This is a genomic window from Pseudobutyrivibrio ruminis DSM 9787 (assembly GCF_900218035.1).
Taxonomy (GTDB): Bacteria; Bacillota; Clostridia; order Lachnospirales; family Lachnospiraceae; genus Pseudobutyrivibrio; species Pseudobutyrivibrio ruminis.
This window is the reverse complement of the sequence record NZ_OBMR01000008.1, coordinates 195,306-218,843: the sequence shown is the minus strand read 5'-3', so window position 1 is coordinate 218,843 and position 23,538 is coordinate 195,306. Positions and strand designations below refer to the sequence as shown.

The following is a 23,538-nucleotide window of genomic DNA, read 5'->3' as shown; positions in this document are numbered from 1 at the left end:
ACGTTGTCTTCTCATCTTTACATGCAGATCCAATCATTATCTGTTGCACAGCTAAATTATTCATTACTCTTATTTCACTTTCGCTTTCTGTTCTGCTATCTTTTCCTGAATCCTTACCATTTCTTCTTTAGATATAGGAGAAAGTTTCATTGCAAATAGATTACAAATCCAGCCAATAAATGGTAATCCAATATATATGAATATTGTCATATTTTTAATTGCAAGACTTGGTGTATCTGTTGGCTGTGGCATTGTAGATGTATAACCGATTAACGCTATTAGCGAAGTTGCCAAAACTGCTCCAAGTGATGAAAGAATTCTATCAAAAAAGTTATATGTCCCTGTAACAACTGCAGGCATATATTTTCCTGAACGGGCCATTTCATAATCAATTACATCGCCGCTCATAGAAGATGTAGCTGTTGTTACACACATCTTTGCGCCATTAACTAATAATGTAATCACAAAAAATATTGCAGTAGGGAGTATTTCAACAGTCACTTTTCTCATATCCACAATATACATAAATGCTGCCAATAATATGGAAAACGCCATACAAATTCCTGTCCAAAAATAAAGAGCTTCTTTGCTACCATGTTTACCTGCATATCTTGCTCCAAAAATTGCAAAAGCAATAGATGGCAACATCGCAACTACATTCAATATTGTTGATAATTGCATATTTCCAATTAAAATACCAAATAGCATTGTTGTAATAATAGATTGACTAGCAGTCTGCTGTGCAAGCTTATCAGTAGCTCCTGCTACAATGTACATCTGCAAAGCCTTGTTTGATTTCAACAGCTTTATCATATCTTTTACTTTTACCTTTTCGCTTGCGCCCTGGCTATCTGTTCCAAAGTTTTCTGGCTTATCAGCCTCTGATATACCAATACAAGCAAGTATCGTAAATACGAATGATATAACAATTGTCACTGTCGCACATGCCGCAAGCATCTCTACTGTATATTCATTATTGTATCTAGGGAGTAAAACAACAGTAAAAAATACAGTCATTATCATTGGTGCGAAATAATTATATACCGTTCCCCACACACCAACGATTGGTCTTTGGTTTGGATCATTTGTCATAACAGGTCCAGCTATCATACCTGCAACATTGTTCATTGTGTATCCCACAATGTAAACTAAATACATCATTGTAAACAAAACAATTCCATGGCCTTTTCCTGAGCACCATATATAGAGCATAAAGATTGCCAAACTTTCTAGACCCCAACCTGCCAGCAAGAATAAACGAATTTTTCCATATTTTGTCATAGTCTTATCTATTAACATTGCTATAAACGGATTAATGAATCCATCAAATATTCTTGTCGCTGTCAACAAAAAGCCAACAAGTGCAGTTGCAATTCCATAACCAACATTGGCCACATAACTTGCATATGTTAAGAGCATGTAAAAACACATTGCTCCACCTGAATTTATTGTTGTAAGTGCTATTTGCCAGTTTTTTGCTTTTCTATAAATATTGTTTTCTATATTTGTTGTTATATTCGATGTCATAATAAACCTCTCTATGCTTCAATAAAGCTACCAAGTACTTTTAGGCTGTTTTTCGGTGTTCTTTCCATTGTATTTCTGTCAACAGAGATTAATCCAAATGTCATTGAAAATCCCTTCTGCCATTCGAAATTATCTAGTAATGACCAGGCAAAATAGCCCTTTAATTTAATGCCCTCGGTAATGCAATCATTAAGTCCTGTCAATGCTTCTTTTATAAACTCACATCTTCTTTCATCATCCGATGTTGCTATTCCATTTTCAGTAACGATAATAGCGCCTTTGAATTCTTCAGCACATCTTCTAACAACATTTACAATTCCCATTGGATAGTCTTCATATCCCATCTGAGTTTTTGGTCCTGTTTCTAGTGTTGAGTTTGCTCCATTAGCATCAAATATCTTTCTTGTGTAGCACTGAACTCCAAGAAAATCGTCCTTTTCAATATATGGAAGATAGTGTGTGAATTCATCATCCCATGCTTTCTTTGCGTTCTCTTCACCACCATCTACACATTGAATATCATGAAGAGAAAGAGTTAATCCAACCTGTATACTAGAATCAACTGCTTTAATTGCATTTCGCGCAGCATTATGGGCTTTCATTACAAGCAAATCGCCTTCTTCACTAGCTTGTGAAACAAAGTTTGCTACCTTTCTAGGATCATCTATATTAAATGCCTTTGCTGTTTCCATCATAGACATCATCATCTGTGATTGATTCTGAGAAAGATTTACTCCAACCTGTACTGAGCCTTCCTGATTTTGAATTTCTGACTGTTTAGACATTCTTTCCGTAATATCTTTAATTAAAAAGGCCATCTGAAGTCGCATATTTGCTTCATTAATTGTACATACATATTTAACTTTACCTGCGACATGTTCTGTTACATATTTGGCATATCTTTCAAAATATCTAACCACATCTGGAGATTCCCATCCGCCTTTAGTTATTAGCCACGCAGGTGACGAGAAATGATGATAAGTTACTACCGGTTCAATTCCATTTGCAAGACAGTAGTCAATCACCTTAATATAGTGCTCCATTTCCTTTTCATTCCACTGACCTTCTACAGGCTCAATCCTTGCCCATTCGATGGAAAAACGATATGCATTAAGCCCTGCTTTCTTTAACAAATCGATATCTTCTTCATATCTGTTGTAATGATCTACTGCTGATCCTGATTTTTCTACAAAAACAGAATGTTCAAGATTCTCCATAATCCAATAATCGCTACCTACATTGTTTCCTTCTACCTGATGAGCCGCTGTTGCTGCACCTAACATAAAATCTTTGTTAAATAACATAAATACCTGTCCCCCTTTTGTATTATGGGTTTATTATATTTGACAGCGGGATATACAAATAATAAAATTGTACATATTTTATTAAATTAGTACACTGAACAGGAAGAATACAAATGTCCCACAGATTACAGTTATTAGAATCATTGCAATCTACCATCAATATTCCATTTTGCATATACAATACTCACACCGAAATCTCTTATTTCATTCCAGACATACCTATGCCTAGTTTGATGAAATATGTAGTCTCAAGATTTAATAATGAGGGACACGATATAAATACCCCACTAATCATCATTGAAGAACCATCTATTTTTATTGCCATTTCAAAGCTATCCGATTATAGTTTTTTAATTCTTGGTCCCTGTTTGCCTCAAGAGCATAGTGATGAATTTATAAATCACTTTTTCTTTGGAAAGCCATATAGCAAGGACAAGGAAGCAATTAAACTAAACATAAAACAAAGCAAGCTTATTTCCATAGAAGAATTAAAAAATGCACTTTGTTTAGCTTACTTTATAAACACTGCCAAAGAGCTGGACAAATCTAATATTTTAGTTGATGAAATAATTGCATCGAATGAGCCTTTACAAAATCTCCAATCTCTTCTAGAAGTTAATAATCTTGAAACCGAGGATAAGAATTACAGTAGCCCTGAATCCATTAATAACGACTTATACTCTTACTTCGCCATGGATGGAATTCCGGTCATGGAAGACTTATTTAAAAAGTTTTCAGAACCAAATCAGTATTCCTTTACGAAAATGTCCTTGGATCACGATCGCCAAACAAAATATATTTTTATGGTAGTCGCCAACAAGATTTGTCAGGAAGCAATCCGTAGTGGTGTTGGAGAAGATGCTGTAAATGTGATTGCTGAAATAATATGTCAGAGAGTTGACTCAGCGCCAACTTATTTTGATGTGAGACCTTATTATGTAGAGCTTATTGCCGCCATCTCAGAAGTTGTAAATAACCATGCCACAGTTGAGAAAGGTTATTCACCTATGATTTCCAATTGTGTGTCTTATATAAATTCTCATGTGCAAAAAAAATTAAACTTATCTATACTGGCAGACATATGTAATGTTTCTGGGCGTTGGCTTTCTAAATGCTTTAGAAAAGAGGTTGGGGTTGCTATTCCTGATTACATTAATAACATAAAACTACAAAGAAGCACTCAATTGCTGCTTTATTCAAATGCAACTATAGAAGAAATATCAGATTTTTTTAGCTTTTCAAACCAAAGCTATTACTCGAAATTATTTAAAGAAAAATATTCCTGTACCCCATTGGAGTACAGGAATAATAAAAACATAGATAGCTAAATATCCTACAGACTATCCACCTATACTAGATTGATAATCTCTCTAAAGCTATTTATTTTATGCTCTGCCTTGTCATAACTGCTAGCACTGCCTATTCCTATGCTGTGAAATCCACCAGCTACTGCTGCGTCAATTCCAGCTTCAGCATCTTCAACTACAAAACAATTTTCGTTCCTTAATTGAAGAATACCTGCAGCCTTAATGAAAACCTCTGGATTAGGCTTTGACTGAGAAATTATTGTTCCATCAGATATTCCATCAAAGAAATCCAAAAGTCCAATGCGACTTAGAATAAGTTTTGTGTTCTGTGATGATGAACCAATAGCAAGCTTTAAACCTTTTGCCCTAAGTGCATTTAAAGTATCTAATACCTCTGACGATACATCCCTTTCTGTCATTGATGCCAAAAGCTCTTTATATAAATCATTTTTCTTTGTCATCATCTCAAGCTTTTCTTCGTTTGAATACTGCTTGTCAGCTTTCTCCAGAATTATCTCCAGGCTGGCAGCTCTAGAAACACCACGAAGTCTTTCATTTATTTTTCTATCAAAATAAATCCCCTCATGGTCAGCCATTTTCTTCCAGGCCTGATAATGATATTCATCAGTGCTGCAAATAACACCATCTAAATCAAATATAATTCCCTTGATTTCCATTTTATATATAGTCCTTTCCACATAGTGGGTCTACCGGGCTGATTCCCTTGAAGCTTGAGCGGCCCATAAGTTTATCAATACAAGAAGTAACAAATTCCTCATTGCCACTATAAGTATTGATATATGTTTTCATCATTGGTGCATCAAACAGATGATATGGGTATGCTGTAGAAACCATAAGCATAGGAATTTCGCTGGCATGCCATGGAGCGTCATCTCCCAGTCCAAACAATACGTTCCAGTTTAGTCTGAGTGTTGTATTATTTGATGCATTCTCCATATTGCATACATACAGATATAAATCATAATCAGCCTTCATATCTGCAACGCTTCTGTACATTTCATTCATAAGAGCCTGCTTTTCTGGAGTCATTCTGCTTGGATCTGCAAAATCCATTACAGAAACTCGAGTGCGTCTGTCTCTAACCTTGACTTCAAAGCCCTCTGCTTCAAGCTTTTCCTTCCACATCTTTACAAAATCGCTATTCGGATCATCATTTCTATCGATAACATTCAAATATATTCGCTTATATCTTTTTGCAGAAAGCGGAAGTAAACTTGCTTCATCTCTGACAAGTGTGATGGCCTTATCTGCAACTTCCTTGGCCATCCTTCTATGCTCCTCACAACCTACTACAGCCAAAGCATCTTTGCCTGGCACAAGAGTTCCTTCTGCCTGCTTTTTGTGAAGCCCTAAAGAAGCCTTTGTAGCAAGTATTCTAAGAACTGCTTCGTCTAATCTTTCTTCCTTAAGGATTCCATTTTTTACACCATCCATAAGGAATCCATAATCCTCTTCTAAGCTCTTATTGAAAAGAATCATGTCGCATCCATTTTGGATAGCAGTAGGAATTGCAAGTTCTCTCTTCATAGCAGCTGTAAATCCAACCATAGGTGTGGCATCTGTAGAAATCAAGCCATTAAATCCCAGCTGCTGTCTAAGCAATTTGGTAAGTAATTCATAAGACAATGATGCAGGAAGTAACTGTTTTTCTCTTGAAGCACCATTATCGTATTTACGAACATAGGCAGGGCAAGCTATATGGCCAACCATAACTGTCTTTGCCCCCTTATCAATAAGTGACTTATATACATATCCAAAGGTCTCATCCCATTCCTCTACAGAAAGGCTATTGATGCTTGTAAGAATATGTTGATCTCGCTCATCGATACCATCTCCTGGGAAATGTTTGATAGCAACCGCCACATTATTCTCATCAGCACCATCCATATATCTGCTGGCAAAGTCAACCACCATCTGTGGATTGTCTCCAAATGTTCTTACATTTGTAATTGGATTATGAAACTCCTTGTTAATATCAACGATTGGTGCAAAAGACCAATTCATACCAAGAGCTGCACCTTCTTTGCAGGCAACATATCCCATTTTGTAGCCATATTCGCTATCTGCTGTTGCAGCTACTGCCATAGGCTTTCCAAAGGATGTTCCCTCAAAAGCCAAACCATCTCCTCCTGCCTCAGTATTGGCAGCAAGGAGAAGTGGCACCTTGGCGATTGATTGAATTTTTCTGTGAGTATTCTGTATCTCCTCGGCTCTGCCACTTCGATACATCATACCCCCTACCTTTATATCTCCTACAATGTGATTGAGAACTCCATCATCACTGCTGAATCCCATTGGACAGAATACCTGTCCACACTTATCCTCAAGTGACATCTCGCTAAAAGTAGATTCAACCCACTTTACAGCCTCATCATCTAAATAAAAGGGATTTCCCTTAAAATCTATCTTTGACATTTATAACCTCGTTAATTACAAAAATATTTTCTTAAGAAATATGTAGGACCACAGCTCCATGCGTGGCAATAGCTATTTACTATTGTTCCACCATAAGGAGACTCATTTGGATTCTTAGGATTGTATAATTCCCAGAATGTATCTGCCCCTTCCTTAAGCATTCCACCCCAGTATTCTTCCATTTCCTTTAAAGCCTGAGCCTTTTCACCAATCATAATCAAAGCTTCTACAAAGTTATGGAACATGTATGGGGTAACCATTGTTAGAGCGCTTTCCTCCTGGCGCAAACGCTCAATAAGCTTAACAGCGCCATTTCCTTCTACAGCTCCACCAAGAATCATCCATACCTGAGATGCATAGGATACCTGTCGGTCTGCACCAGAAACATATAGCTTCTTTTCCTCATCAAATAAAATGCTATTCGCTGCTGATTTTAATTTGAGATAATCCTGGGCATACTCTTCTTCTGCCATTACATCTCCTGTAATCTGAGCAAGCTCAATTGCTGCCTCCAAAGCATAAAGGAATATTCCCTGGGCACTAGCCTGCTTGTTAAGCATGAGGTTCCAATCTACAAAGCACCAACCCAGCTTATCGGAATCCCTTACAACATAGTTTTCATCAAGATTTTCTTTTGCCAGCTCAATTTGTCTTTTGCATACATGCCATAAATCATTTACAGCCTGTACATCACCTGTCTGCTTGTAATAATCCAATAATGTGTTAATAAAGAACAAAGAGTAATCAAACATGAAAGTGTCATCCACTTCTGGCTCTGGTTCAAGGAATATGCAAGCTCCCACTCTTTCTTCATCATTGGTAAGTGCACCAAACAAATACAAGCATTCCTTCACCAAATCGTTATTACGATATGTCTCATAATTAGCCAATGCTTGCATTCTTAAATCGCCAATCCAAAGACGTCTGTCTCTCTTTGGTCCATCTTCAAAAACCAGCTGCATACAATCATGAAGAGTTTTGATAGCAACTCTATCAAGATTCTTGTGTAACTGATTATCAGAATTAAGTGAAACAAGCTTAGAATCGTCAGCTGAAGATTCGCTAGTGCACACCACATTGTCCAAATAAAGCTTGAACTTATCACTTATATCTAAAACTTCAATTTTTACATATCTAAATGAATATCTTCTTTCTAGTGATACTCTCGATGGAATAACATCTACGTGAATTTGCTCTTCCTCAATCCATGAAGCACTTATCCATCCTTTATATTCAGCAGGATTCTCATATAACTCGATTTCTCTTTCTGCAAAATGAATTTTGAGAAAAGCAGGTGCATCAGCATGCGAACCGACAGATTTCAAATCGAAAGCTAATCTTCCCACCTGATGGTCACCAAAATCTATTATTATGCTATCTCCCTTTGAAAGATACTGAGTCTCAGTCATATTTATAGGACTTACATCCTTATAAATCAGCTTTGGCAATAAGCCTAAAGCTGTCTTCAATAATTTTTCATTTCTCATCTTTTAAATATTCTCTTTATCACGTTAATATTGTTTAAATAAATCAAAAATACCACTAGAAGTACGGCATTTATAATTGATTGCATGGAAGCTGTTACTTGATTTGAAAAAACAGCAAATGTGGAATTCAAAAATGACATACAAACTGCTGCAAGCAAAAATCCCATTTTTTCATTGCAGTACTGGCTGATATATCCACCAATAAACATTGGAAGGAATGCTGTAAACATGATTGCAATACTTCCGAAGTTTAGCTGTCCACCATTGATTGTTGTGTTTCTTGCCGCATTTAAGAAGCCTACAAGTCCCATTAATGCTCCGCATATTCCATAGCAGATCAGCGCATTTTTCACTTCGTTAATACCAGTGTTTATTGAAACCTTCTGTCCACTTTTCAGAGCTGCGTAATCATATCCGAATGTTGTCTTTTCAAATACAACAACCATAAATATGAGCACCACAAGAATGATAATAAATGCATAAACCCAAGTATTAGCAAAAGCGGACATAGATGAATTCTGTACCTCTTTCATAAGGTATTTTCCACCTGTGATTGTGTACATGATTCCCTCGTAAATAAGAGTCACACCAAGTGATGTGATAATAGGTGGTAAACGCAGTGCAACGTAGATAGTTCCTGAGATTAATCCCAATAAGCATCCTACAGCTACTGTTACAATAAGCATCATCGCTGCGGAGCCCTTTCCACCAGCAAGAGCTGAATATGTTATTTCAGCTCCAATTACTGATGAAAGCGCTGCCATTGAACCAAGTGAAAAATCAAATCGTCCACTATTTAGATTTATAGAAAGAGCCATTGTTGTAATCATGACAATTGCTGTGTAAACAACAAAATTATCAAAACTCTTTGCATTTGTAATAATATTTTGTCCCTGTGTAAGGCAAAGTCCCTCAAGTATTGCTGCTACTAAAACGGGTATTGCCAATGAATGTATTATCTTCTTAAGGGTGCTCATAATTGCCTCCAAAAAACTATTTTGACTCTACGAGAGCCTTTACATCATCATAAGTAACTGCATCACCGATGATTGTATCAAGTGATTCCTTATCAAAAATTGGTGTATCGCCATTGTCTGTTACATAATATTCGTTGAACGAATCAACATCTGTTGCTACAAGGTATCCCTGACTTAATGAAACTGCATTTCCATCATTGTCACGGATTACATTTCCATTTACTGCATTCATAACAAGTGCAAATACAGGTCCAATTGATGAAGAATACTTACCAGCAAGATATGTAAGTGTTCCATTTGTCATAGAATCCAAATTCATTTCTGTAAATGAATCAATATCAGCAAACTGAATATCATTCTGAGCTAATGTCTGAGCAAAGAATGTTGTAGCCATACCAACTGATAAGAAAGCTTCTGGAGCCTTCTGGATTGCTGCATTAAGCTCATCTGTAGTTGTATCACCATATCCCTGAAGGTAAGCAACTACCTCTACATCGCCTTCAATCTTTGATGGGTCAACAGCCTGATCTCCAAAAATCTGACCGATCATGCCGTTCATATCATCTGTTCCACCGTATGTATCACCAAGTCCTGCAATGATTCCTGCTGCACGATATACATGCATTGGATTTGGAATGAATGCGCCGTAAATTGCAACTGTGCTAATTCCCTGCTCCTTGTAGTACTCGCCCATAGCCTTGCCAGCTTCAAACTCTGTTTCGTTTGAAGGCCCAATCTGTCCTACAAAATGCTCATATCCCTTGTACTGTTCATACTGCTCCTCATCAAGAACGCCTGATGCGATTGCATAGTAAACACCATATTCTTCACATGTCTCAATCTGCTGTGCTCTATCTGAGCTTGAAAGAGAAATGATTGCGTCATATCCCTTAGATGCAAATTTCTCAATTGCAGCCTTCTCATCTTCTGCACTTTCAAGAGCATCTGTATATTCGAAAGTTACGTCATAGTTGTTCTGAATATACTCTTCATAATAGTTTCTGAAACCAAGAGCCTCCTCACCACTTACATCAGCTACGAGAACACCAATTTTAACCCCGTCCTTTGATGCAGATGCTGTGTCCTTAGAATTTCCGCATCCTGCCAAAACACCAGCGCTCATTACACCAACAAGTGCTAAGCTAATGAGTTTTGCAAATCTTTTTTTCATCTTCAAATCCCTCCATAATTAACCATTATTTTTAACTGCCAAAGCAGTTGGTACCTTTATCTTGGCAATGCCTGAGTACGGTAGTTCATACTTGTTATGTATACAACTGCCATAAAGAATAAAGCAGATATCACCTGAGTAATTCCATATGCCGCGCTACTATCAATAACAATTTCCAAAATGTCATTCAGTAGCATGTAGGAAAATCCACCAACCAAGGCTGCATAGATTTTTGAACGAGGGCCACCTGAAATAGGCATTCCTCCAAATACGATTGCAATGAAAATATTCATTCCAATGCTTGATGCTGTTTGTGTTGTAACTGATGGTGTATAGGTAAGAGTAAGAAATGCCCCGAGACCTACACCAATTCCTGCCATCGTAAATGCGATAATTGTATACTTGTTTGCTTTAATTCCTGTAAGTGAAGCACATAGTGGATTACCACCTATAAACTTCATTCTTCTACCAGTTTTTGTTAACTGGAAAACATAGAAACAAACTGCAAAATATATAATTAAGAGCATTGCTTTAAATCCGATTCCTGAATAAGGCTTTACAACGCTTGAAGGAATACTGATTCCACCGAGAGCACCACCATCTGTTGTAATAATCTGAGATGCTATTGCCGACAAAACTGACATCATAGCAACAGTTGTTACGAATGCAGGTATGTTAAATACTGATGCCAAAACTGAATTAAACAGTGAGCAAGCAATACCTGTTGCAAACAAAACAAGAATCATAAGTGCAAGGCTTTCTGTCTTGTTGTAAACAGTAACACCAAGGGTCGCTGCAAAAAGAGTAGATGCACCAAGGCTAATATCAAATGTTCCTAAGGTGTAAATAAAAATTGCTCCTGTTGCTACAACCGCAAGAACTACCGCCTCGTTGAAAACGATTTGTAAATACATATCAAGCCTATAGCCGTATGTTTGAATAACTCCGCAAAAGATAAAAAACAAAGCAATCAGCGCTACCAATGGCAATGTAGCTATAAGCATTTGAGTATTTTTGAATTTCTTAAGTTTACTCACAGCGTACCTCCTATATCATGTAGCCAATAACGTCTGCTTCAGACAAATCTTTGCTACGATTGAATTCTTTTGTTATTTCTCCGTCCTTCATAATCAGGACTCTATCGCTCATTCCCAGCAATTCTGGAAGCTCTTCACTTATCATAAGAATTGCTTTTCCCTGTTTTTTAAGCTTTATCATCAGCTGGTACATAGCCTGTTTTACGCCGATGTCAACGCCACGTGTTGGACAATCTAGAATGAGAATTTCACTGTCGCATCCAATCCATTTTCCAAAAACAACCTTCTGCTTGTTTCCACCAGATAACTGGCTTACCTGCTGATTCATGTCACTACACTTTATGGAAAGATCGTTAACCTGTTTCTGTACATAATCCTTCTCATTCTTTTCTGTAATCATGCCAGCGTTATTTTTGAAAATATTCATTCCTGCAATAGCGATGTTGTCTTTGATGCTGGCTTCCAAACAAAGGGACTTTGTATCTCTGTCCTTTGATACATATCCAATCTTTTGAGATACAGCATTATGACAGCTTTTGATTTCCTTGCCAGATTCTGTAATCACCTGTCCACCATCAAGTTCCAATGCTCCGAAAAGAGCTTCCCCTAAATAGTGCATTCCACATGTTGAAAGGCCTCCAATTCCAACTATCTCGCCTTTGTGGAGACTGATGTTAACATTCTTTATTTTGTCGCCGTAATTGATATTCTTGCCTTCTAATGCAACCTCTTCCTGAGAAGTAGCTTCGAAGTCAGTTCTGTAATAATCCCCCTGAAGCTCACGTCCAATCATGCTTGTTCGGATTAAATCGTCATCGAATTCTTCTTTTTCAAATGTTCTAATCAACTTACCATCGCGAAGCACTGTCAATGTGTCGCAAACAGTAGTGATTTCTTCTAAATCATGGGAAATAAAAATAACTGATTTATTCTCGCTTTTAAGTCTTTTGATAAGTCCATACATCAATGTTCTTCCATCATGTGACAATGCTGTACTAGTCTCATCTATTACTAAAATGTCAGGCTTTTTCATCATGACTTTCGCAATTTCAACAAGCTTTCTTTCCTGGAAATCAAGACTTCCCATTAAGTCACTAGCCTTTACATTTTTGATTCCAATTTCCTGTAAAACCTTATTAGCTTCTTCATAAAGCTTTTTCTTATCAACAATTCCAAACTTATTTTTAAAAAGCTTTAACTCTGCTAAGAAAATGTTTTCTGCTACAGTTATTCCGGCAATAGTACCGCTTTCCTGAACAACCATACCAATTCCACCCGTTAAGGCATCTATCATGCTCTCTGGATTCCACTCTTTGTTCTTGAAAATCATCTGGCCCTCATTTGCCTTCTGCATACCAGCAGCTATAGAGGATATAGTTGATTTTCCCGAACCGTTTTCTCCAATAAGACCTCTTATCTCACCTGGATAAACTGTAAGTGAAACATCATCAAGGGCTACAACGCTACCAAACCTTTTTGAAATATTTTTCATTTCAAGTATTGGTTCACTCATAATCATCAACACCTTTCTCCTTACTTAACTTGCAGGTTGATTATAGATTCATTTTTGCCCTTCGATAATTAACAATATTGTTCAAGTCTATTGATGTTTTTTGATGTATATAATTTTTTGATGGTATAAATATGATTTATTTTGACATGTGATTTTTTTTGATATATTATCTTTTCCATGGACGCAAAAGCATTAAGACAGCATATCTACGATATGACGGAAACAGAAAAATTCTATAAAGAATATTACTTAGCAAGAAGCAACCAGAAAGAACTTAACAAGTTTCTTGCTAATCTGAATATGGATGAGGTTTTCAAAAAGCATTTGTTGATTTTGGAGATAGAGGAAACCATTCCCGAAGTTTTCGAGGATTCATTTTTCTTTGACTTGTCAAATAACGACAGTATTGTTGTGCAGAAGCACGAAAGATATAGTCCTGCCATTGAACATAGTCATACTTTCTTTGAAATCACTTATATTTTTGACGGACAATGCACCCAAGAAATATCAGGAAGCACTATCAATATGCGAACAGGAGATTTTTGCATAATTCCTCCAGGTATCAAGCATTCTATTTCCATTTTTGACGACACAATCGCCATCAATATTATGCTTAGAAAAGATACTTTACACTCCATGTTTTATGGCTTTTTGAATACACCAAATATTCTTTCATCATTCTTTCTAAACAATATTTACGCTAAAAAAGCAAATGATTATATTATGTTTAGAACTGGCAGCGATGAATCATTAAATACATCTTTTATATGGATGTTGGCAGAAAGCACAAACAAGCAAGAATACTACTATCAAGCAATAACCAATACTCTGCTATTGGATTTTTACATGATTATCAGAAACTACTCTGAATCAGTACAAATGCCATTATTCGACAGTAGAGTTGATGTTCAAAGATACGCTCTTATTCAATACATTCAGGAGAATTATAAAGAGATTACTCTTTCAGATTTAGCTAAGAAGTTCCATTACTCAAATGAATATACCTCTCGTTTGATAAAGGAATTGACGGGTATGAATTATACTGAGATTCTTAGAACTGTAAGAATAGAACACTCACAGGATTTGCTTGCAAACTCCACAATGTCTGTAGCAACAATAGCGGAAGCGATCGGCTATGATACTTCAGAACATTATATTCGTCAGTTTAAAAAACACACAGGCATGACTCCATCAGCTTTTAGAAAACAGTCTGCATCAAACAGAAATAGATAACCCAGCTCACACCTAGTGTAAGCTGGGTCTTTTTTACCACTTTTTATAATTTCCACTCAGCGCCAGCATAGCAAACATGTAAAGACAATTGTCATAGTATCTTCTATCGCCGGTCCTAAGAGGAGTGTTCCAAAAATCTTCTACTGCTTTGAGACTCCACTGATTGTCAGAAGCTAAGCTTGCCTGAGCAATGGTGGCAGTAAGTCCCACTGGGTGAAGTGCCTTGCCTTCAATAGGTGTTCCGTCTATTGCATAGATTCCACGGTTGTTGTCTTCTGGCAGTGTGTAGAAGAAGTTTTGTAGATTGTTTGCTGTATTTCTACTCCACTGTAAAAAGTCTTTGTCTACCGCATCATCTTTCGTCCATTCATAACTCAAGCCGATATTTGCAATAGTTCTGTAGGCATCACTGTAAAACCAATCATGTCTACCACCAAAGTTTCCATCATCAGGATATGGTGTTCCGTCGTAAAAGCTATACTCTGGAGAAAGTCCAGTTGATGGATGACAGGCTATCTTAAGGAAATCCCTGCTAGCCTGAGCCGCCTTCTTCCAAAACGCCTTATCCTCTGGATAGCAGTTTTCTGCGAACAACTCGTAAAAATGAGGCAGATGATATGATGGATCTGTAAACTCTAAGCCTGGCACAAACTTAATCAAGCCTTCATCACTCCACATGTTGTGACCACCATAAAGCTCTTCGTGATGAATACAGGTTTTCAGAAGTTCCTTAGCCATGTGGCTATAGTTATATATTCCAATCCCATCTCCCCATCTATGACTCGCAAAAATAAGGGCCATAGCGAAAAATTCTTCACCATCTGGAGCTGGGCCATCAGAATATTTCTCGCCATTTGTTCCAATGGACCAGGCAAAATATCCTTTGTTTTCTCCCTGGCTTAAATGCATGTTTGTCATGGCCCAGTTCCAAAGTAGATCAAACTCCTTCTTCTTATCCATCTGAACACATATCATCATGCCATATGAAATGCCTTCAGTTCTGGTGTCGTTGTTTCCTGTATCAACAAGATACCCCATAGTCTGATCATCAGTTGTGTAAAAGAATTTGTCATTGCCATAGAAAATCTCATTAAATGTCTCTTCTACTCTGGCATTTATTTCTTCCCCTGTTTTTCCTATTTCTAAAAATACGTTTCTCATGATGCCTTTATTCCTTTACGCCTCCAAGTGTCAGTCCAGTTACGAAGTATTTCTGAAGGAATGGATAAATGCAAATTATAGGAAGCATTGTGATAATTGTCGCTGCTGCTCTAACGGATGTTGGAGTTACGGAGCCGTTAGAATTCTTCATAGACTCAGCAGACGAGCTTTGGTTGGTTACAGAGGAAAGGAGTTTCATTAATTCGTACTGCAATGTTGTTAAGTCATCACTCATTCTGTTATAGAGCATTGCATCGAACCAAGAGTTCCACTGACCAACAGCTACGAAAAGAGCGACAGTTGCATAAACAGGCTTACACAGAGGAGATATTATCTTTAGGAAAATTGTTGTATAGCCCGCTCCGTCCAACTGTGCTGACTCTTCCAAACTATCTGGAATACCCTTCATGTAGGTTCTAATAACAAGCATGTTAAAAGCAGAAATCATTCCTGGTATTACATAGACTGCAAAACTGTTAGTTAAGCCAAGTGACTTATATAGGAGAAAGGTTGGAATAAGTCCGCCATTAACATACATTGTTATTACCCAAAATAAGGATACTTGTTTGGCAAATATAAAATCTTTTCTACTTACAATAAACGCTAAAATCGCATTTGATACTAAAGCTAAAAATGTTCCAATAATTGTTCTTGCAACAGTGATAAATGCACCTGTAATCAGATTATCCTTCTGAAGTACTGTGGTGTAATTCTTCCAAGTAAATACACGTGGCCATAAATAAATTCCACCTCTTAATGCATCAGTACCGTCATTCAAAGAAATTGCTAAAGTATTCAATACCGGATAAAGGGTGATTACTACGAAAGCAATCATGAAAATTGTATTGAATATTCTAAAGGCCAAATCGGCACCAGAAATCTTCTTTCTCTTTTTCTTATTCATTGCCTAGCCCCCTTAGAATAATCTTTCTTCACCATGTCGTTTTGCAATTCGGTTACAAATTACAATCAACACTATACTTACTACACTCTTGAAAATACCTGCTGCAGTACCGATTGCATAATCGCCCTGGCTGATACCCCATTTCAATACGTAAATATCAATTGTCTGGGATACATTTACAACAAGGCCATTTCCAAGTAAGTACTGAATTTCAAATCCTGCATTCAACACATTTCCGATGTTCATCAGAAGTAAAATCATGATTGTAGGTTTAATTCCTGGCAAAGTAACATGCTTTATTTTTGCCCATCTTCCAGCTCCATCGATTGCTGCTGCTTCATACAAAGAAGGATCGATAGCTGTGATAGCTGCCAAATAAATGATGGCATTCCATCCTGTTTCCTTCCATACATTTGCAAATGCAACGATAGGCCAGAAATATTTTTCGTGGGCAAAAAAGTTGATTGGCTGTTCCACTAAATTAAAGTTTAAAAGCAACTGATTAATAATTCCTGTTCCTGAAAGTGCATCATGAAGAATTCCTGTAACAATAATCCAAGAAAGGAAATGTGGAAGGTAAGAAATTGTTTGAACAACCTTTTTGCCACCTTGGCAGGCAATCTCATTTAGCAAGATTGCAAATAAGATTGCCATGAAAAATGTTACAGCCAAGTTGATAACACCCATTGCAAGGGTATTTCTAATTACTCTCAAAAATGTGACATCAGAGAACAAGCGAATAAATTTATCAAAGCCTATAAACTTGGAATGCAATAGTCCAGTTACTGGTTTGTAATCCTGAAATGCCATTACCCATCCTGCAAGAGGTAGATAATAGAATACAACTCCATATACAACTATTACTGCAGCCCATATCAAAAGTACCTTTTGATGTTTTAATTGTGTTAGGCTAATTGATTTTTTATTCATACTTAGCAGCCTCTTCTATTCTTCTATCAAGCTCTGTCTGCATCTCAGAGAGAAAATCCTCTGGATGACATGCATTGTATGCTTCCATGTACTCATCCCAAGCGGCATCGAAATCGTCAGCCATTACAACCTTTGGAAGATACTGGTGTTTTGTCTCACCCATAAGTGTCCAAGCTGTACCACCTGGTGTTGATGTTGTCATTGAATTTGAGTATGTGTACATTGGATACCATGGTCCTGGTGCTGGAGATGTACCAAGCATCTCTACGTATGTTTCTGCGCCATATGCTTCGAAGCACTCTCTTACTGTATCTGAAAGTCCATCATAGAACTCATCTTCCTGTCCTTCTGGCTTCATAGCATTCTTTCCATCACGGCTAGTTCCTAACCACTGTGGGAAGTATGAATATGGGCACATGTGAGCAGCCTTGTATGCTGCGTCTACAACATTTGTACGCATCTCTGGAGTTCTTGTATACATTCCGTCATCACCGATGTTGTAATCTACACCTTCAACACCCCAGAATCTAAGATCATGTACTTCCTGACCAAGAAGGTCGTTTACAAACTGAAGAGCACCTTCAACATCACCACAATCTACTGTAATAGCAAGACCTGAAGAAACGTTTAACTCTCCGCCTGAGTTGTGCCACTGGTTCTTCATTCCTTCATCGATTGTGATTGGAAGTGGAACGTACTGGCATCCCTGCTTGTCAAGACCTGCTGTCTTAATAGCATCTTCTGCTGTGTATGCGAAATCCCACCACTGGTCGATCATACCAAGAACACGACCTGTAGAAAGCTTTGCGATATACTCATCATATGTCTGTGTGAATGATTCCTGATCTACGATACCCTTCTTGTACTCTTCATTTAACTTCTTGAAATACTTAACAGCTGTATCAGTTGTGTTGTAATCAATAATCTTCTTTGTTTCTGGATCTACGATTACAGAACCATCATTTGGATAACCATCAAGGAACTCTGGTGCATTTTCCAAACAGAAGTATCTCCAGTCATCACAAAGAATTGTGTAAGGAATATTCTCTGTACCATCTTCCATTGTTGGGTTAGCTTCGTTGTATGCTTCAATCAAATCGAAGTACTGATCCATTGTGTGAACTTCTGGATATCCTGCCCACTCAAGTACTCTTGTCTGAATCCAGAATGCTTCACCGTTTTGGATACATTCTCTTTCTTCACCATAGATGTTTGTGAACTGTGGAATCCAGTAAATATGTCCATCATCCTGACGAATTGCATCCCACTCCTGATCTGTGAAGAATTCCTTAATGTTTGGATAATTGTCAATATAATCATCAAGTGCAACTAATGCTCCAGCTTCATATAACTGAACAGAACCATCACCACCATCAATGAAGTCTGGATACTCGCCACCAGCGATAAATGTACCAACTGCTTCTTCAGCTGTCTGACCTGTTAACCAAGACTCCTTAACCTTGCAGCCTGTCTTTTCAGCGATAATCTGCTGAATCTCGTTGTCATCATTAATCTCTGTACCTGGAACTGCAAAGAATGCTGTAAATTCTTTGATTCCATCTTCGTTAACTGCTCCACCATGTCCAGCTGTTTTGCCGCATCCAGCCAACATAGAGGTAAGCATTGTAGTAATTAATAATGCGCTTACTACTCTTTTTTTCATATAAACCCTCCTTTTATTCGGGAACCTTTCTCCCTCTTTTATGGTATTATTTTAGGAAAAATAGCATTTGAAAACATCGGAGAAACTATAGATAAAAGGGGGAGAAACTTTATATTTCTCCCCCCTTAAATTTTAGACGGCCATATTCTTTTTATACTTTGTAGGGGTACACCCCTTTGCCTCAATAAACTTATTTACAAAGTAGTCAACATCCTTGTAACCCACCATTTCAGCCACTTCGTAAATCTTCATATCGCTTTTACGAAGTAGCTTTGCAGCTTCATTTAGACGTTGTTCATTAAGATAATCCTTAAATGAACAACCATATTTTTTCCTGAAAACCTGACCTAAATATGCTGAATTTATATAATACTTTTCGCTTAACTCTCGAAGGGTTAAATTGCTGGCATAGTTTCTTTTGATTTCATCTTCTATTTGACCAAGCACGCCCTTAGATACGTTTTTACGAAGCTGAGTTATGTAATCTCCATAAGCATAGGCCATTTTGCAAAGATGGGTTCGTCCACCTCGCCTGATTCCCTCTTCTGAGGTACTTTCCAAAATCATTCTAAGAATTTCTTCCTGATTGACCTCGTTATCCAGCTCACTTGCCAAATGTATCAGCTGAAATAGCAGATAATTAATATTTAGATTCATGGTAGATTCTGTAACACCAGTATTTTTCATTTCCTGATAAAACTCATCTACGCTCTTTCTTATTTCAACGTGCTCTCCACCTTCAATTGCATCTATGAGGTTGTCCAGTTGTTTCTTGCAAATAAGAATGCCAGTATCATTAATTTTGTATTCATCTTCATAGTAATAGATGTTTTTCTTTTCTCTAAATCCCTGAAGGGAGCGAAGCATATTGGCTGTTCCATATGATTTAGAAATATTCCTTATACCTGACACTGTTTTTCCTACAAGCATGGTAATCTCAAGATTCGTATTTGCGATTAGGTAATCATAGAACCTTTTCAAATATTCTTCCGTGGTAAGCTGTAGCTTTTGTCCCATTGAGTCTGTGTATATGAAGCCTATATCATAGGTTTTCTCGCTGTCAGAAACATCCATTATGCATAAAGCAAAATCGTTTTTTAGAAATTCATCTGCCGCTAAATAAAGCTTGTTTAGCTGTTCCTTCTTTTCTTCGTCTGAATAATCCTCTGATAAAGTTGCAACATCCAGCTGCACCTCTACATAACACATATCCTCATCCACATCGATTTTATCTGATATGCATTCAATATTTGTTCTATCGTATTTGCCCCTAAGAAGCGACATTATATTTCTATCAAGATAGGCCTTATCCTTCTTTGCCTTATCTTGAATCTCAATGATTTTCTCTTTGTTCAAAGCAGCAATCTTTCTAAGAATGACAAGTAATTGCTCTTTTTCAACCGGCTTCAAAATATACTCTACGCATCCATGCTTTAATGCTTCCTGAGCATATCCAAACTCAGCATATCCGCTAAGAATCACATAGTATATTTCATCATTTATTTTTCGAACTTCCTTTAAAAGTTCTATTCCATCCATTAGAGGCATTTTTATGTCAGCTATGACAAGATCAACCGGCTGTTTCTTTATGAACTCAAGTGCTTCTTTTCCATTTACAGCAGTGTAGATTTCATAACCTTCAGCTTCCCAATCAACAAGTACCTTTAATCCCTGTAGAATAAACGGTTCATCATCCACTAACAAAACTTTTAACATTAAATCATCCCCTTTAAATATTTCATTGGTATTGTAATTTGGAATAGAGTTCCCGTACCTATTTCCGACTCCATATCAAACATAACGTCAGCTTCAGATATCATCTTTAATCTGACGCATGCATTTACAATTCCAACTCTACCTTTCTCCTTTAACATAGAAATATCAGCATTGCGCATGCTTTCCAGCAAATCATTTGCTATATCCTCAGGAATGCCACTTCCTGTATCCTCTATTTCTATAATTGCATTTTCGTCCTTAACATATATACGAACAAAAATCCAACCTGGCGTAGTTTTACTTTCTATACCGTGAACAACTGCATTTTCCACAAATGTTACAAGTGTTAGCTTTGGTATCAACAGTTTTCTACATTCATCCTCAATATCAATTTCAAAAGAAAGCCTGTCCCCAAATCTGTATTTTTGTAATTGCAAATATGCCTCTACAAAATTTAGCTCATTTTCAATTGCTATTATGTCATCGTTCCATTCGGTATATTGGCGCTGTAGCTTTGCTAAATGCTCCACCATTTTGGCTGTTTCCTCTTCCTTTTTAAGAAGAGAATGCATTCGGATGCTCTCCAAAGCATTAAACAAAAAGTGGGGATTTATCTGGCTATGAAGAGCTATTAGCTCCGCATTTTTTCTGGCCACCACTGCTTCCTGCTCTCGCAATCTATTTTTCAAATTGGTGTGCATCAAGCTACTAACAAACACTGGCAAAGCGATATTAATTACAATCATAAAAAACAGCTGATACCATCGTTTTCTAAACAAATCCAAGAAGCTGTAATCAACATCTTTTATTTTGATTTCCAGTTCCTGTCCATAGACTGTGCAATCCTGAGAATACGCAATATTCTCTAACAACGTCTTGTTAGCATATTCCTTGCTTACATTACTGTATTTACCATTAGACATTAACACTCTAGTATCGTCACATATGTATGCCTTATATGGATAATTCAGATTCTCTATATCATCAACACATTTTGAATAATCTATCTTTATCAGCAAGATATTGGGCGAATTATACTTGTAATAGTTCAGTCGCTGAAAATAATAGATCGTCCTTTGCAGGGCTCCTGTTGGCTGTTTTGTCATTCCAAAGTAAAGCCCCTTGTTCAAATGAGATGTCAAAATATAGTCATACCAGTCTGTTCCAATAGCCTTAGTAATCTTCTGAAATTCCGCTCCATTTGTAATGGTATTGTTGTCCAAATAAATACAATAATCCATACCAGACTGACCTGTTACAAGCTTTAAAAGTGTATCATCAAAAAATGTCTGGTAGGCGTTGTAATACTCAAGATTTGATGAGTATTCCTTATGTAAAAACCTATGTACGTAGAGGCTACTGTATAAAGCATTTCCCAACTTCGCAGCCTCGTCTACCTGATTAAAGAAAGTGTAATTGATGGCATTTGCTTCATTTTCCATCTGATGAAGAATGGAAGATTTTTCTGAATCATAAATGGACTTGAAAACAAAACCATCTGAAATAATAATTGGAAGCACTACACAAAGGATATACAAAAGGGCCATCTTCCTTTTCATTTCAAGCTTATTAAAAAACCTTTTCATATATCATGCCCTTAATTCTTTGTGTGACTAATCCATTTAAAGCTGCATTTGTTATCAGAAGTATCTCCATTTGAGGAAGTGTACATACCAACTGTGCAGCCAACAAATCCCCCTGCTTCCTCTGTTGTGTATGGAATCAAATCAACATCTTCCTTTACAGGCAACTGGCCATTTTCATCAACAATATAAATCTGGCACTTCTGTTCCTTTGCCTTTATTCCAATTTCAACCAATCCATCTGAAACTGGTATTGATTTTATAATTTCTTCTTTGCCAGAAATTACAGTTCTCACACGGAATTGCTTTCCACTTTCGCCTTTTACAATTTCCATAACTAAATGATTTTCATGGTTTTGGAACAACACAAGGCCACCGCATTCTTTTTCATTCTTAGGTGTAAAATCAATTCCGCAGCTAACAGCAAATGCATAATCCTTCTGACGAATTCCAAGATAAGAAGGATTGCAAATATCCTCGATTCTTTCTGGACGAGTGTAAAGAGTAAGAAATCCTGATTTTTCTGTAAGGGAATAGAAATCCTCACTTCTTCTTTCAATTCCAACTAATCTATCATCCAATTCTTTGCTGTCGAAATGAATAATGTCAGTATACGAGTTTTCCTGGTTGAATCTGTATTCCTCAAATGGAAGTTCAACCTGGTCTGTAAGCTTGCCGACACCTGGATTAATAACAGGCCATCCATCTTCCCATGTAACCTTGGCAAGGAATGTCTCTCGGCCCATACTGCAATGGTTCTTACACTGTCTTGATGCAAGCATTACTATATAGTAGTTACCGTCTTTGTCATCAACTAAATCTCCATGTCCTGCATAGATAACAGGATAGTTCTTGCCCAGATTTCTATGTGTAAATATTGGATTTCTTGGACAGCCTTCAAACCATTTAAAGAGTTCCTTTGATCTGGCAACTGATATAGCATGCTCTGGGCCTGTGCCACCTTCTGCATGAATCAAATAGTAATAACCATCCTTCTTGTAAAGATGAGGACCTTCTGGCCAAATAACATCCTTAACAGCCCCCTTCCAAATTGCCATAGATGGGCCAACAAGCTTCATAGAATCTAAATCCAGCTCCTGTACCCAGATTTCCCAATCCCCGTTGTATCTAACACCTTCTGGATTTGGTCTGGTTCCAACATAGTAGCAACGATCATCATCGTCAAAGAATAATGATGGATCAATGCCAGGGCATTCTTTATCACCCAAATAGTATGGATCTGACCATGGTCCTGCTGGGTCCTTTGCTGTAACAAGGAAATTTCCTCCAGCATCCACATTTGTTGTAATCATGTAAAATGTGCCTTTGTGCTCTCTAATTGTTGGAGCAAAAATTCCTCTAGATATTTCACCATGTAATGGAAGCTGGCTTTCTCTATCAAGCACATGTCCTATCTGCTCCCAATGGGCCAAATCCTTACTGTGGAAAATTGGCACTCCCGGAAAATACACAAAGCTTGAACATACAATATAAAAATCATCTCCCACTCTGCATATTGATGGGTCTGGATAAAAGCCCTTTAAAATCGGATTATTAGCAATTGTCATTATCTTCTCCCTATATAAAAC

General features: G+C 37.2%; 18 protein-coding genes. 2 read left to right on the top strand and 16 right to left on the bottom strand.

Annotated features, from left to right (window positions below; translation table 11 throughout):
- Positions 1 to 69: 69 nt before the first annotated feature.
- Together CRN97_RS09760 and CRN97_RS09755 are read right to left on the bottom strand one after the other, a co-directional pair.
- Entirely contained in the window at positions 70 to 1,527 is a 1,458-nt protein-coding gene (locus tag CRN97_RS09760) for an MFS transporter (protein WP_074790245.1), read from the bottom strand.
- 11 nt (positions 1,528 to 1,538) lie between these two features.
- A complete protein-coding gene (locus tag CRN97_RS09755) occupies positions 1,539 to 2,831 on the bottom strand; it encodes a glycoside hydrolase family 1 protein (RefSeq protein WP_074790243.1) in 1,293 nt (430 codons plus the stop codon).
- Between the two features lie 113 nt (positions 2,832 to 2,944).
- On the opposite strand from CRN97_RS09755, the gene CRN97_RS09750 reads away from it, so the two are divergent.
- The gene (locus CRN97_RS09750; RefSeq protein ID WP_097076747.1) at positions 2,945 to 4,159 is read left to right on the top strand and encodes a helix-turn-helix transcriptional regulator; all 1,215 of its coding nucleotides are present in this window, start codon (positions 2,945 to 2,947) and stop codon (positions 4,157 to 4,159) included.
- Between the two features lie 20 nt (positions 4,160 to 4,179).
- Here the strand turns inward: CRN97_RS09750 and pgmB are convergent, their stop codons facing one another.
- From pgmB to CRN97_RS09715, 7 genes are read right to left on the bottom strand one after another with little or no spacing between them, the layout of a single operon-like run.
- Positions 4,180 to 4,815, bottom strand: coding sequence for a beta-phosphoglucomutase (gene pgmB / locus CRN97_RS09745; protein ID WP_179670732.1), 636 nt, complete (start codon positions 4,813 to 4,815; stop codon positions 4,180 to 4,182).
- Between the two features lies 1 nt (position 4,816).
- On the bottom strand, positions 4,817 to 6,574 hold the full coding sequence (locus tag CRN97_RS09740; RefSeq protein WP_097076746.1) for a glycoside hydrolase family 3 protein: 1,758 nt from the start codon (positions 6,572 to 6,574) through the stop codon (positions 4,817 to 4,819).
- Positions 6,575 to 6,585: 11 nt separating this feature from the next.
- Entirely contained in the window at positions 6,586 to 8,061 is a 1,476-nt protein-coding gene (locus CRN97_RS09735) for an alpha-L-rhamnosidase-related protein (protein WP_097076745.1), read from the bottom strand.
- Entirely contained in the window at positions 8,058 to 9,038 is a 981-nt protein-coding gene (locus CRN97_RS09730) for an ABC transporter permease (RefSeq protein WP_097076744.1), read from the bottom strand. The genes CRN97_RS09735 and CRN97_RS09730 overlap by 4 nt, the downstream gene beginning before the upstream one ends.
- Positions 9,039 to 9,054: 16 nt before the next feature.
- Entirely contained in the window at positions 9,055 to 10,209 is a 1,155-nt protein-coding gene (locus CRN97_RS09725; RefSeq protein ID WP_097076743.1) for a type 1 periplasmic-binding domain-containing protein, read from the bottom strand.
- A gap of 56 nt (positions 10,210 to 10,265) precedes the next feature.
- Positions 10,266 to 11,246 (bottom strand): ABC transporter permease, encoded by a 981-nt coding sequence (locus CRN97_RS09720; protein ID WP_242870611.1) that lies wholly within the window; start codon positions 11,244 to 11,246, stop codon positions 10,266 to 10,268.
- Between the two features lie 10 nt (positions 11,247 to 11,256).
- On the bottom strand, positions 11,257 to 12,759 hold the full coding sequence (locus CRN97_RS09715) for a sugar ABC transporter ATP-binding protein (RefSeq protein WP_242962057.1): 1,503 nt from the start codon (positions 12,757 to 12,759) through the stop codon (positions 11,257 to 11,259).
- Between the two features lie 177 nt (positions 12,760 to 12,936).
- On the opposite strand from CRN97_RS09715, the gene CRN97_RS09710 reads away from it, so the two are divergent.
- Complete coding sequence (locus CRN97_RS09710; protein WP_097076741.1) at positions 12,937 to 13,992, top strand: AraC family transcriptional regulator; 1,056 nt, start codon at positions 12,937 to 12,939, stop codon at positions 13,990 to 13,992.
- Positions 13,993 to 14,025: 33 nt separating this feature from the next.
- Here CRN97_RS09710 and CRN97_RS09705 read toward each other — a convergent pair whose 3' ends face one another.
- From CRN97_RS09705 to CRN97_RS09675, 7 genes are all read right to left on the bottom strand, one after another.
- A complete protein-coding gene (locus CRN97_RS09705; RefSeq protein ID WP_097076740.1) occupies positions 14,026 to 15,153 on the bottom strand; it encodes a glycosyl hydrolase family 8 in 1,128 nt (375 codons plus the stop codon).
- Between the two features lie 7 nt (positions 15,154 to 15,160).
- On the bottom strand, positions 15,161 to 16,057 hold the full coding sequence (locus CRN97_RS09700; RefSeq protein ID WP_044936034.1) for a carbohydrate ABC transporter permease: 897 nt from the start codon (positions 16,055 to 16,057) through the stop codon (positions 15,161 to 15,163).
- 12 nt (positions 16,058 to 16,069) lie between these two features.
- Positions 16,070 to 16,987 (bottom strand): ABC transporter permease, encoded by a 918-nt coding sequence (locus CRN97_RS09695; RefSeq protein WP_044936031.1) that lies wholly within the window; start codon positions 16,985 to 16,987, stop codon positions 16,070 to 16,072.
- Positions 16,980 to 18,650, bottom strand: coding sequence for an extracellular solute-binding protein (locus tag CRN97_RS09690; RefSeq protein ID WP_074790224.1), 1,671 nt, complete (start codon positions 18,648 to 18,650; stop codon positions 16,980 to 16,982). Before CRN97_RS09690 ends, CRN97_RS09695 begins: the two co-directional genes overlap by 8 nt.
- A gap of 132 nt (positions 18,651 to 18,782) precedes the next feature.
- A complete protein-coding gene (locus CRN97_RS09685; protein ID WP_097076739.1) occupies positions 18,783 to 20,366 on the bottom strand; it encodes a response regulator transcription factor in 1,584 nt (527 codons plus the stop codon).
- On the bottom strand, positions 20,366 to 21,952 hold the full coding sequence (locus CRN97_RS09680) for a sensor histidine kinase (RefSeq protein WP_097076738.1): 1,587 nt from the start codon (positions 21,950 to 21,952) through the stop codon (positions 20,366 to 20,368). The genes CRN97_RS09685 and CRN97_RS09680 overlap by 1 nt, the downstream gene beginning before the upstream one ends.
- Positions 21,953 to 21,963: 11 nt before the next feature.
- Positions 21,964 to 23,517 (bottom strand): glycoside hydrolase family 43 protein, encoded by a 1,554-nt coding sequence (locus CRN97_RS09675; RefSeq protein ID WP_097076737.1) that lies wholly within the window; start codon positions 23,515 to 23,517, stop codon positions 21,964 to 21,966.
- Positions 23,518 to 23,538: the final 21 nt, after the last annotated feature.

Excerpts from the sequence above, each read along its gene's own strand:
- CRN97_RS09695 (WP_044936031.1), bottom strand. The coding sequence starts at position 16,987 with ATGAATAAAAAATCAATTAGCCTAACACAATTAAAACATCAAAAGGTA.
- CRN97_RS09700 (WP_044936034.1), bottom strand. The coding sequence starts at position 16,057 with ATGAATAAGAAAAAGAGAAAGAAGATTTCTGGTGCCGATTTGGCCTTT.
- CRN97_RS09725 (WP_097076743.1), bottom strand. The coding sequence starts at position 10,209 with ATGAAAAAAAGATTTGCAAAACTCATTAGCTTAGCACTTGTTGGTGTA.
- CRN97_RS09760 (WP_074790245.1), bottom strand. The coding sequence starts at position 1,527 with ATGACATCGAATATAACAACAAATATAGAAAACAATATTTATAGAAAA.
- CRN97_RS09705 (WP_097076740.1), bottom strand. The coding sequence starts at position 15,153 with ATGAGAAACGTATTTTTAGAAATAGGAAAAACAGGGGAAGAAATAAAT.
- CRN97_RS09710 (WP_097076741.1), top strand. The coding sequence starts at position 12,937 with ATGGACGCAAAAGCATTAAGACAGCATATCTACGATATGACGGAAACA.
- CRN97_RS09730 (WP_097076744.1), bottom strand. The coding sequence starts at position 9,038 with ATGAGCACCCTTAAGAAGATAATACATTCATTGGCAATACCCGTTTTA.
- pgmB (WP_179670732.1), bottom strand. The coding sequence starts at position 4,815 with ATGGAAATCAAGGGAATTATATTTGATTTAGATGGTGTTATTTGCAGC.
- CRN97_RS09680 (WP_097076738.1), bottom strand. The coding sequence starts at position 21,952 with ATGAAAAGGTTTTTTAATAAGCTTGAAATGAAAAGGAAGATGGCCCTT.
- CRN97_RS09715 (WP_242962057.1), bottom strand. The coding sequence starts at position 12,759 with ATGAGTGAACCAATACTTGAAATGAAAAATATTTCAAAAAGGTTTGGT.
- CRN97_RS09755 (WP_074790243.1), bottom strand. The coding sequence starts at position 2,831 with ATGTTATTTAACAAAGATTTTATGTTAGGTGCAGCAACAGCGGCTCAT.
- CRN97_RS09690 (WP_074790224.1), bottom strand. The coding sequence starts at position 18,650 with ATGAAAAAAAGAGTAGTAAGCGCATTATTAATTACTACAATGCTTACC.
- CRN97_RS09750 (WP_097076747.1), top strand. The coding sequence starts at position 2,945 with ATGTCCCACAGATTACAGTTATTAGAATCATTGCAATCTACCATCAAT.
- CRN97_RS09685 (WP_097076739.1), bottom strand. The coding sequence starts at position 20,366 with ATGTTAAAAGTTTTGTTAGTGGATGATGAACCGTTTATTCTACAGGGA.
- CRN97_RS09735 (WP_097076745.1), bottom strand. The coding sequence starts at position 8,061 with ATGAGAAATGAAAAATTATTGAAGACAGCTTTAGGCTTATTGCCAAAG.
- CRN97_RS09675 (WP_097076737.1), bottom strand. The coding sequence starts at position 23,517 with ATGACAATTGCTAATAATCCGATTTTAAAGGGCTTTTATCCAGACCCA.
- CRN97_RS09740 (WP_097076746.1), bottom strand. The coding sequence starts at position 6,574 with ATGTCAAAGATAGATTTTAAGGGAAATCCCTTTTATTTAGATGATGAG.